11 protein-coding genes are annotated in these 11,185 nt (G+C 30.0%); 4 read left to right on the top strand and 7 right to left on the bottom strand.

The features are described 5' to 3' along the window. Nucleotides 1-195: 195 nt before the first annotated feature. Nucleotides 196-612: a CBS domain-containing protein gene (locus tag Q0998_RS12830; protein ID WP_299670368.1), complete on the top strand. Its 417-nt coding sequence runs from the start codon at nucleotides 196-198 to the stop codon at nucleotides 610-612. A 30-nt stretch (nucleotides 613-642) separates the two neighbouring features. On the opposite strand, the gene Q0998_RS12825 is transcribed toward Q0998_RS12830, so the two are convergent. The 4 genes from Q0998_RS12825 to Q0998_RS12810 all read right to left on the bottom strand — a co-directional run bounded on the left by Q0998_RS12825 (nucleotide 643) and on the right by Q0998_RS12810 (nucleotide 5,268). Further along, nucleotides 643-1,926 (bottom strand): FAD-dependent oxidoreductase, encoded by a 1,284-nt coding sequence (locus Q0998_RS12825; RefSeq protein WP_299670367.1) that lies wholly within the window; start codon nucleotides 1,924-1,926, stop codon nucleotides 643-645. Further along, a complete protein-coding gene (locus Q0998_RS12820) occupies nucleotides 1,907-3,292 on the bottom strand; it encodes an exonuclease domain-containing protein (RefSeq protein ID WP_299670374.1) in 1,386 nt (461 codons plus the stop codon). Before Q0998_RS12820 ends, Q0998_RS12825 begins: the two co-directional genes overlap by 20 nt. A 1-nt stretch (nucleotide 3,293) precedes the next feature. After that, nucleotides 3,294-3,950 (bottom strand): ribulose-phosphate 3-epimerase, encoded by a 657-nt coding sequence (gene rpe / locus Q0998_RS12815; RefSeq protein ID WP_299670366.1) that lies wholly within the window; start codon nucleotides 3,948-3,950, stop codon nucleotides 3,294-3,296. 454 nt (nucleotides 3,951-4,404) lie between these two features. After that, nucleotides 4,405-5,268 carry an RNA polymerase sigma factor RpoD/SigA gene (locus Q0998_RS12810; protein WP_036827110.1) on the bottom strand — a complete coding sequence of 288 codons (864 nt, stop codon included), beginning with the start codon at nucleotides 5,266-5,268 and terminating at the stop codon, nucleotides 4,405-4,407. 204 nt (nucleotides 5,269-5,472) lie between these two features. Between Q0998_RS12810 and Q0998_RS12805 the strand changes: the two genes are divergently transcribed. Together Q0998_RS12805 and Q0998_RS12800 are read left to right on the top strand one after the other, a co-directional pair. Further along, entirely contained in the window at nucleotides 5,473-6,039 is a 567-nt protein-coding gene (locus tag Q0998_RS12805) for an RNA polymerase sigma factor (protein WP_299670365.1), read from the top strand. A 6-nt stretch (nucleotides 6,040-6,045) separates the two neighbouring features. Continuing rightward, nucleotides 6,046-6,216, top strand: coding sequence for a hypothetical protein (locus tag Q0998_RS12800; RefSeq protein WP_299670364.1), 171 nt, complete (start codon nucleotides 6,046-6,048; stop codon nucleotides 6,214-6,216). On the opposite strand, the gene Q0998_RS12795 is transcribed toward Q0998_RS12800, so the two are convergent. The 3 genes from Q0998_RS12795 to Q0998_RS12785 are packed head-to-tail and all read right to left on the bottom strand — an operon-like array spanning nucleotide 6,213 to nucleotide 9,427. Then, nucleotides 6,213-7,004 (bottom strand): hypothetical protein, encoded by a 792-nt coding sequence (locus Q0998_RS12795; protein WP_299670363.1) that lies wholly within the window; start codon nucleotides 7,002-7,004, stop codon nucleotides 6,213-6,215. The two genes, Q0998_RS12800 and Q0998_RS12795, sit on opposite strands and share 4 nt — an antisense overlap. A gap of 57 nt (nucleotides 7,005-7,061) precedes the next feature. Further along, nucleotides 7,062-8,684, bottom strand: a complete 1,623-nt coding sequence (locus tag Q0998_RS12790; protein WP_299670362.1) for an Ig-like domain-containing protein — start codon at nucleotides 8,682-8,684, stop codon at nucleotides 7,062-7,064. Between the two features lie 56 nt (nucleotides 8,685-8,740). Beyond that, nucleotides 8,741-9,427: a ComF family protein gene (locus Q0998_RS12785; protein ID WP_299670361.1), complete on the bottom strand. Its 687-nt coding sequence runs from the start codon at nucleotides 9,425-9,427 to the stop codon at nucleotides 8,741-8,743. Between the two features lie 164 nt (nucleotides 9,428-9,591). On the opposite strand from Q0998_RS12785, the gene Q0998_RS12780 reads away from it, so the two are divergent. Beyond that, entirely contained in the window at nucleotides 9,592-11,145 is a 1,554-nt protein-coding gene (locus Q0998_RS12780) for a glycine--tRNA ligase (RefSeq protein ID WP_299670360.1), read from the top strand. Nucleotides 11,146-11,185 lie beyond the last annotated feature (40 nt).

Genomic DNA, 11,185 nt, shown 5'->3' with positions numbered 1-11,185 from the left:
TATTGAAAATCAAAAAAATAAACTGAAAAATGAGTAAAAAGAAAATCGCCTAAAAATTACTTTTTAGACGACCTCTTCTTATGAATATTAAAAAAACTATAAAATTGCTTTATATTTTTTTCTTTAGATGATAAAAGTCATCTTTTCTTCTCAGATTTTTTAAGAAATTTGATATAGAAAGTAAAACGATTCATCATGAGAAAAAGAACACCAATATCAACAATAATGTCAACAAATTTAGTAACTCTTAATATAAAAGACGACTTAGTAACTGCAGAAAAATTATTTCTAGAAAAAAAAATAAAACACATTCCTGTTGTAAATAATAAAGAAATTATAGGGATGTTGAGCTATTCAGATATTCTGAGAATAAGTTATGCAGATAGCACAGATGATGAAAAAGGAGTAGACACATTTGTATATAACACGTTTACAATTGAACAAGTGATGGTGAAAAATATAATTATGGTGCCACCTTATGCTACAATTAAAGAAACAGCAGAATTATTAACAAAAAAAGACTTTCATGCTTTACCAGTAGTAGAAGATAGAGAATTGGTAGGCATTGTTACTACAAGAGACTTATTAAAGTACTTAATAGAGCAATTATAAATTAGTATTGCTTGGTTTTTTAAAAGTATTTTAGGCTTTATATTCAGAAGTTAATTCATCTACAATTAAGCCATCTTCTAAGGTTTGTATTACGCCCATGGCAGCTCTTTCTCCAGAAATCATAGCTGCGTTTAAAGAGCCATTCAACAATTGATCTCCTGCTAAGAATATGGTCGATTTTAGTTTTGTTTCTGTACTAGAAATCTCATATTGAAGATTGGTTAGTTCTGGCAATGCTTTTTTAATTTGATATCTCTTTAAGAAAGTAATATCAACAATACCACACTGAGTATTAAGATTTTCAATAACTTTTGCAATCAATTCTTTTTCTTCTAATTGATGCGTTTTTACTACAGTTACAGACAATAATTCTTTTGTTGTTTTTACAGAGGTTTCCAGACTGCTATGATAAAAAATATTATTTACCAAAGAACTTTCATCAGCAATTAAACCAATTAGGGGCTTGCTTATTTCTCTTTTAGTTGAAGTGAAATACAGAGTATCACAACTTTTCCAGGCTGTTTCTTGATTTTTTAAATTTGAAATTAATGAACTTACATCAGTTGCAATAATTGTAATATGGCTTTCTAAAATACTACCATCTTCTAAAAGAATACTTTTATCTTTAATTTCTTTTACTGGCGAATTGAGTTTGAACTTTGTATTCTTTAAATTATTTTTTAATTGATTTGGTATTGCTTGCATACCGTTTTTAGGAATTACTGCCAAACCATCTCCAAACATTTTGTAAACAAACTCAAACATTCTGCTTGAGGTTTCTAAATCTGGTTCTAAGAAAATTCCACTAAAGAAAGGCGTAAAGAAATCGAAAATCATAGAAGTTGAAAATCCGAAATCTTTTAAATACTGAAGCGTTGTTTTTTCTTCAGTATTAAAAATTGCGGTTATCTTTTTTTTCTTTAAAAGTGTATTCAACTTTAAAATTTTCACTTTATCAGAAAAAGTTCCAATCGAAGAAAGTAGCGTAGGAAACAATAAAGAGAAATTACGCAAAGGATCTCCAATTGTTTGTGCTTTTCCGTTTTTAAAAACGGTTGCTCCTGGTAAAAAATTTTGAAGTTCTAAATCATTATAATTTAAATATTTTTGTGCTGCAGGATAGGAAGTCAATAAAACTTGAAAACCATGGTCTAAAGTATAGCCTTCAACAATATCAGATTTTACACGTCCGCCCACAGTATTAGAAGCTTCAATAATTGTTGGATGATATCCGTGATTTTCTAGAATTTGAGCAGCAATTAAACCGCTAATTCCAGCGCCAACTATGTTAATTTTATATGCTAATTTCTTCATTTTCTAAATTTTTTAAGGCTTCTTTTTTCTTTAAATAAGAAGCTAATATTTTCTGAATATCGCTATTGTCTTTTTTAGGTTCTACAAAAAACTGATAATCTTCTGGGTTATTTAAACTTGCATCTTGTGAAAGATCTACATAACCAAAACCTTTGTAATCTCCTTCTAAAATTAGCGCAAAACCTATTTCGTTTTTAGTTCTTCCAGATTCTTTTAGTACTAAATTTTTAGCTCCAGTTCCTATAGAACTTATAGCGTCTAAAACTCTAATATTATAATTTTCTGGAGTTTCTTCATTACAACAAACTCCTTTGCAATCTTTCAATTGGTGATGAAAACAGCTAGTTACATTGGTTTGTAAATGACAATATTTAGGGCACAAAGTAAAATCTTTACATAAAATTTCTAAATAATTTCTGCATTCTTGCAAAGAATAAAAGGTTGTTATTGGGTTTGGAGTTAATTTTAGTTTGTTAAAAGCTAGATGAATTACGCCTTTTTGGTCTTCGTAAGAAAACAAACCAATAGCTTCTCGATGGTGTTTTTGAGCGCGATTGTAGGTAGGATATCGATGCTTTATTTCTGATGATTCTAACAAAAGTGCTAATAATTCGCTACCTGTCTCTGTAAAAGAAATATGAGCTGTTTCTAAACACATTTCTCTTTCTTTTTTCTTTCTGTCGTAAAAATGACTAATCACACGTTGCTTTATATTATTCGCTTTGCCAACATAAATAATTTCTTTCGCAACATTTTTAAAATAGTAAACTCCGAATTTTTCTGGTAAATTGTCTACTGCTTTTTTGTCTAACAATGGTGGTAAAGTAGCTTGTCTAGAACGCGGGTTTAAGAAAGCATTAATTATAAATTGATTGTCTCTTTTAATTAATCTTCTAAACAGCTCTACAGTAGCTTCTGCATCTCCTTTTGCTCTGTGTCTTCCGTTAATAGGAATATTTTCACCCGTACAAATATTACCCAAACTGTAAGATGGTAAACCTGGAACTATTTTTCTAGTTAAACGAACCGTACAGAGTTTTTTCCGATTGAAAATATGTCCTAAACTTTTAAATTCGTCTCTAATAATATTGTAATCGAAGTTTACGTTGTGCGCTACAAAAATAGTATCTTTAGTAATGTCTTGCACTTTTTTTGCAATCTCATAAAACTTCGGTGCGTTTCTTACCATTGCATTTGTTATGCCTGTAAGATTGGTAATAAATGGTGGAATGTTTTGCTCAGGATTTACCAAAGAAGTAAACTCATTTATCACAACTTTTCCATCAAAAATTAAAATAGCTATTTCGGTTATTTTTTGACCCTTATGCCCGTTTCCTGTAGTTTCTATGTCTACTACTGCGTACAATTTATCCAATACTATTTTTTAAATCTGCAATTGTTTCTGTTGGATTTTTACTTTTAAAAATATAACTTCCTGCGACCAAAACATTGGCACCAGCTTCAATGAGTTCATTGGCATTTTCGTTGGTAACACCACCATCAATTTCTATTTGACAATTTGATTCTGCAAATTCAATTAAATGTTTTAATTGTGCTGTTTTCTTGTAGGTGTTCTCAATAAAAGATTGGCCGCCAAAACCAGGATTTACACTCATAATACATACCAAATCTAGATCTGCAATAATATCTTCTAAAACAGCAATGGGTGTATGCGGGTTTAAAGCAACACCAGCTTTCATTCCAGCTGCTTTGATGGCCTGTACTGTTCTGTGTAAATGTGGACAGGCTTCGTAATGAACCGTTAAAATATTTGCGCCTAAATCTGCAAATGTTTGAATGTACTGATCTGGATTTACAATCATTAAATGCACATCAATTATTTTTGTAGCATGTTTAGCAATTGCTTTTAAAACGGGCATTCCAAAAGAAATGTTGGGCACAAAAACACCGTCCATAATATCAATATGAAACCAATCTGCTTCGCTGTTATTTATCATTTCTATGTCTCTTTGCAGGTTGGCGAAATCGGCGGCTAAAATTGAAGGTGCAATTAAATTACTCATTTTTTATTATGTTTTCACAAAGGTAATTAATTTAAAAAAAACGACCACATAGTAAGTATAGATTCTACGTCAGTTTTTATTGAGTAGAATTATTAATGAATTAGTTTTTAAAAAAAGAAGAATGGTTGAAAAATGAAATAGCGTGCAATTTGTCACGCTGGAAGCGTCTCACATAAGAGTGAGGAAAATAGTGAGAGATTCCTACGGAATGATACGTTTGTGGACAATACAAATACTATCTAAATTAAATCGAAAAGTTGATAAAACAAGTTTTAGCCCCGATTGAAGCATTTGTCTGAGCTCTTTTTATTCTTTTTCAGAATAAAAAAGCGAGTGCGGAAAGCGGGAAATAGCTTCAAAAAAAACTCCCAAAAATTAATTTGAGAGTTTTATAATTTTTATAAAAATTAAGATTTTTAAGTATGAGTGAGATGCTTAAAATGGTCTGCGATCATTAGCCTAAATAGGTCATTAAAATTTTACTTCTAGAAGTATGTTTTAATCTTCTAATTGCTTTTTCTTTAATTTGACGAACACGCTCACGAGTTAAATCGAAGGTTTCACCAATTTCTTCTAAAGTCATTGGTTGGTGTTCTCCTAAACCAAAGTATAGTTTTACAACATCTGCTTCACGCGGAGTCAAAGTTTCTAAGGCTCTGTTAATCTCAATACGTAAAGATTCATGTAATAATTTTCTATCAGGATTTGGAGATTCTCCAGAATTCAAAACATCGTATAAATTAGAATCTTCACCTTCAATTAAAGGTGCATCCATAGATACGTGACGTCCAGAATTCTTCATAGATTCTTTTACATCATTTACCGTCATGTCTAATTTCTTTGCAATTTCCTCAGCACTTGGTGGGCGCTCATTTTCTTGCTCTAAGAAAGCATACATTTTGTTAATTTTATTGATAGAACCAATTTTATTTAACGGCAAACGTACAATTCTAGATTGTTCTGCTAAAGCTTGTAAGATAGATTGACGAATCCACCATACGGCATAGGATATAAATTTAAAACCTCTTGTTTCGTCAAAACGTTTTGCAGCTTTAATTAACCCTAAGTTTCCTTCGTTAATTAAATCTGGTAATGTTAATCCTTGATTTTGGTATTGTTTTGCAACGGAAACCACGAATCTTAAATTGGCCTTTGTTAATTTTTCTAATGCTCTTTGATCTCCAGCTTTAATAAGCTGTGCCAATTCTACTTCTTCATCAGCAGTAATTAAATCTACTTTTCCAATTTCTTGTAAATATTTGTCTAACGATGCAGTTTCTCTATTGGTAACCTGCTTGGTAATTTTAAGTTGTCTCATGTATTCTAACCTGTAAGCTTTTTAGGATTATTGAGAGGCTTACAATTACTTATACGCAAGAAAGGATGTTTATGTTACAAAAAGAGTTGTATTTTTTTGAAAAAGAATCTTTGCTACCATTCATCGATAAAATTTGCGTGTTGAACTTTTTAAACTTTTTAGGTGTGACTTATTCATTTATTTAGTGTCATAAATACAACCAAAGTGAATACAATAGCAGTAAAAATTACCGATGAAGATTTAGTTTTTGAAATTGTTAGAACCAACAACACAGCATTATTTGCCACCTTATATGACAGATTTTCTACTGTAGTTTATAATAAATGCTACAGTTTTTCTAAAAATAAACAAGAAGCAGAAGATTTAATGCATGATGTTTTTGTAAGATTATTTGTAAAATTAAAAACATTTAAAGGGCATTCTAAATTTTCTACCTGGTTGTATTCTTTTACGTACAATTTTTGTGTAAATTATGTACAGAGAAATAGTCATAAAAAGAAAGAGAAAGTAACAGTTGTTACAGATCAAATTAAAGAAAATGATGCTGTTGAAGCGTTTGAAGATACGAACTTACTTGAGTTAAAATCTGCGAAATTAGCAAAGGTTTTAACTTTAATAGATCCTTCAGAAAAAATGATTTTATTGATGAAATACCAAGAAGAAATGAGTATCAAAGAGATTAAAGGTATTTTGAATATTGGTGAAAGTGCCGTAAAAATGCAGATTAAAAGAGCAAAAGCAAAAGCAATCAACCTATATGAAGATTTGTAAAAAATAATGAGTAATCCTTTTAAAAAGAAGCTTCCAAAACACAAGGTCTCACCAATTGTAAAACAAAAAGTACTTGTAGACATTCAAATGATTAAACAGACATTAGACATTGCAGAAATGTATATGCGTAAAAACCCAAAAACACGTACCAATTATTTTATCAACTTAGAAAACTAATAAAATAGTGGTGAACTAAAGTTAAGATGATATATTAAGCCAAACTGTATGTTCGAAGCCCATTCATTATTTTTATTCTCAAAAGCTTCTGCTTTTAGACCATCTAGTTTATCAGAAAAAAAGTATAGATAATTAAACTGTGCTACTAAATCTAGCTTTTCAGTTAATTTATATCTTGTTCCTAAGCCCATGCTAAAGGCAAAGCTTTCTCCTTTACCAATTGCTAAACTATTGGATTCCTGATATTTTTTAGGTAATAGAGTAATATCTTGTTGCCAGTCTCCTAAATCAGATTTTAAACCATTATTGTAAAATGAATATTGAACTCCGAAGGTAAAAAAGGGATTAAAAGACATATCTGAATGCGGGTATACAAATTCTTCTAAAGGTCTTAAAAAATATTCTAGATAAGCTCCTACATTTAACATTCTTAAACTTCCTTTCATGGCCCTTAGCTTTTCACCTCCAACAGATTGTTTGCTAGCCCAAGTACCATGATGTCTTAATTCTGTAGTACTTATATACTGCAATTCAGTTTTAACCATTATGTGATTATGCAGTACATTATTTGGATCCCAACGTAATGTTCTATTAAAAAAATGTAGATAGTGCGCAACTGAAAAAGACAAGTCTTTGTTGTTTAAGTCGCTTCCGAAATGATTTCTCTCTCCATAATCGCTTTGTAAACTAGTAGAGCCAACGAAACCACCAATATCATGGGTGTAGTGTTGAGCCTTAAATTCTAGAATAAAAACAATTATAAAAATAATTGTTATAGGGGTTTTCAAGAGTTAGGGTCTTAAAGTAAAGAACCAAATATATCAAATTTTTTTAGAGTACAATGTTTATTCTAAATTATTAATGGTAAAAGTATTACCTTCTAAGAAATAATTGGCTCTAACCTCTAGCTCTTCTTTATAATAAATAATATTTTCTGGTTGTTTTTTAAGAAGATAATTTCCCGTATCCCATTTTTTATTGTTGTTTTCATCAATAATTGCTCTAACTGTATATGTTTTTGGTTCTAATAAATCAAAAACCACCGTTTCTGAAGCACTCAAATACCTTCTTTCTATGATTTCTTCGTTGTCTTTTCCTGATAACAAATCTATGATAAGGTTCTTAGATTCAGTATTTACAATATTTAAAGTAATTCTACCATAATCTTCTAATTCTATGGTCTTCAGGTTGTAGTTTAAAGTATCATTTTTATAACCGTAAATATCTTCAAAAGTGCCAGGAAATGCTTTTATTACGTATTTTTCTTTCTGATTTTTTTTAAATAAAAAGCCTATTTTATTTTCCTTTTTTGAAATATAATTTGTGTAATTTACTTTTAAAGTATCTTTATCTACAAAAGAGATCTTACTGGTATCTATATTGATGATCGGATTGTTACTTTCTATAAAAAAGGTATCTCTTAAGTGTAGTGTTCCACTAGTAGAAGGTTTTAAAGTTAACGTATCTATTTTTTTCTTTCTAAAATTAACAGTTACAGTATCTAAAAAAACGTCATTTGAAACTAAAAAAATTAAAGAATCTACAGCTATTGGAGTGTGCCAATAATTTAGAGTGTCTTTGTCTACTTCAAATTTTGAAATACTTTTAAAAGTGTCTGAGACTTTAGATAACAATGCTACATTTAAATCTTTTACTTGACCTTCAAAACCAAACTGAATTTTTCCCTTAGAAACTTCTTTTGCTCTTCTAAAACGATACGGTTGAGTTTCTTTATATAACTTAATAGGTTTTGCAAGAATACTATCTTGTGGTAAAGAAATAGTATCTGTATACACCCCAATTTTATCAACCTTCGGGTCAAAAATATAATCGTTAGAACTCTCTTCTAATGCCACTAAAAGATATTTTCCTTTTCTTAAATTTGTAAAGTTAAATATTGTGGTATCTAAAGCTGTAGTTACATAATTTGGTTTTTTCTTATAGATGATAGAGTCTGTAAAAACGCTATCTATTCTATATAAAACAATGTTGGTTTTTTTAGGGTCTTTCTTAGAGAAAGCATCAACAACAGCACCAGAGGTTTCTAAAGAATCGATGTATGTACCTGTTGAGAAAACGTATTTAAAACCTTCTAATTTGTTACTCTCATTATTATCTTCAATAGCATTTCCAAAATTGAAAATATAAGTAGTATTTTGTTTTAGAGTATCTAATATTTCTATTTTTAAAAATTTACTCGCAGTTCCTTGAGGCGTTACTAATAAAGGACTTTTTAAGGGTGGAGAAGCAATTAATTGTTTGTTTAAGTCTTTTAATTTTATAAACTCATTAAAATAAAGTTTTACTTCGTTTTCTTTAAAATTTATAGTTTCATAGGGTGGTTCTGAAGTTACAAATAGTGGTGCATCTTCATCTTTTGGACCACCTTCTGGTCTTCCCGTTTTAGCACAATTGGAAATTAAAAGAATAGAAAGTATAAAAAATAGCGTTTTATAAATAAGTTTCACGAAAAATAAAATTTTGTACAAATTAACAATTAATTTTCATATTAAAATCACAAAATTTACTCAGTAAAAGCCATTGTTAAAATACTTATTTTTATTCCAGAAGTTTTTAAAAGTTCTAGACTGCAAGCTTCTAAAGTTGCACCGGTTGTAATTACGTCATCAATAATTAAAACGTGTTTGTTTTTAAAATAAGCAGTATCTTCTAGAAAAAACTTTGTTTCTAGCTCATTAAATCTTTCAAAACGAGCTTTTAGGGTTTGTGTTTTTGTAGATGATTTTCTTATTAAAATATTTTCAACAAACGGAATTTTTAAATGACTGCTTAAGGATTCTCCAAATTTAGTTACCTGATTGTAGCCTCTTATTTTTCTTTTTTTAGGGTGAATAGGAACAGGAATTATAAAATCTACATCAGAGAATTCGTTATTTTCAGCAAGTATTTCTCCAAGCCAATTTCCAAAGAAAATACCAACGTCTTCATTTCCTCTATATTTCAATTCGTGAATTAGATTTTTTGTAATGCTTTCTTTTCGAAACACTAAAAGTGCATATGCTTTTTTTATAGTAACTCTTCCGTAAAATATTTTAGAAACAGTATTCTCTTTATAACTTTTAAAATTAGTCAATGGTAAATCATGTCTGCAAAAAGTACAAATTACATGTTCATTTTGTAGTAATTGCTCGTTACAATTCGCACAAATTTTAGGATAAAAGAGGTAAAAGAAATCTTTTAATAGTTTCATTTTTTTCTAGCAGAATTCCTTTTAAAGATACTTAAAATTGAAAAACTTTAAAATTTTAAGGAAAATGGAAGAATTATTCCTAAAAAAACAACCGTTTTTTGATTAAAAAATGAAGCTATTTTTTTCTTGAAAAAGTTCGCTAAACGTTTATCTTTGTCGCCATTATGGCAAAACAAGAAGATCAATTTAAAAAGGTATTATCGCATGCGAAAGAATACGGTTATGTATTTCAATCATCAGAAATTTATGATGGTTTAAGCGCGGTGTATGATTACGCTCAAAACGGCGTTGAGTTAAAGAAAAATATTAGAGATTATTGGTGGAAAGCAATGGTGCAAATGCACGAAAATATTGTAGGTATAGATGCTTCTATTTTAATGCATCCAACCACTTGGAAAGCTTCTGGTCACGTAGATGCCTTTAATGATCCATTAATTGATAATAAAGACTCTAAAAAACGTTACAGAGCAGATGTTTTAATTGAAGATTATTGTGCCAAAATTGAAGGTAAAATAGACAAAGAAGTTGCCAAAGCTGCAAAACGTTTTGGAGCTTCTTTTAATAAAGAAGAGTTTCTTTCTACTAATGGAAGAGTTTTAGGATATCAAGAAAAAATAAAAACAATTCTTGCTAGAATGGGTAAATCTTTAGAAAATGAAGATTTAGCGGATGTAAAATTACTCATTGAAGATTTAGAAATTGCAGATCCTTTAACGGGTTCTAGAAACTGGACAGAGGTAAAGCAATTCAATTTAATGTTCGGAACCCAAATTGGTGCTTCTGCAGAAAGTGCTACGCAGGTGTATTTAAGACCAGAAACGGCACAAGGTATTTTTGTGAATTTCTTAAACGTGCAAAAAACGGGAAGAATGAAAATTCCTTTTGGAATTGCACAAACAGGAAAAGCTTTTAGGAATGAGATTGTTGCAAGACAATTTATTTTTAGAATGCGTGAGTTTGAACAAATGGAAATGCAATTCTTTGTAAAACCAGGTACGCAGAAAGAATGGTACAAAGAATGGAAAGAAACCCGTTTAAAATGGCATTTATCTTTAGGAATGGGTGCAGAGAACTATCGTTTTCATGACCACGATAAATTAGCACATTATGCAGATGCAGCTGCAGATATTGAGTTTAAATTCCCTTTTGGTTTTAAAGAATTAGAAGGAATTCATTCAAGAACCGATTTTGATTTAAAAGCACATGAAAAACATTCTGGTAAAAAATTACAGTATTTTGATCATGAAGAAAATAAAAGTTATACACCTTATGTAGTGGAAACTTCTATTGGTTTAGATAGAATGTTTTTAGCCGTTTTTTCGAACTCCTTACAAGAAGAAGCCTTAGAAAACGGAACTACAAGAACTGTTTTAAAATTACCAGCAGTTTTAGCACCTTTTAAAGCCGCCATTTTTCCGTTAGTTAAAAAAGATGGTTTGCCAGAAGTTGCTCGTAAAATTATGGACGATTTAAAATGGGATTTCAATGTTTTTTATGACGAAAAAGATGCCGTTGGTAAACGCTATAGAAGACAAGATGCCGCAGGAACACCATTTTGTATTACGGTAGATCACGATTCTTTAAATGATGATTCTGTTACCATACGTCATAGAGATACAATGGAACAAAAGAGAGTTTTAATTTCTGATTTGAAAGACATCATCAAAGCAGCAGTTGATGTAAAGACTTGGTTGCAAAAAATAGAAAAAACTGTCTAAAAACCAAAAACTTTTCGACTCTGCTCAAGGAGACAAACCT

The sequence above is a fragment of the uncultured Polaribacter sp. genome, assembly GCF_947501385.1.
Taxonomy (GTDB): domain Bacteria; phylum Bacteroidota; class Bacteroidia; order Flavobacteriales; family Flavobacteriaceae; genus Polaribacter.
Note: the sequence above shows the minus strand (reverse complement) of the source record. Positions and strands in the feature narration are given on the sequence as shown.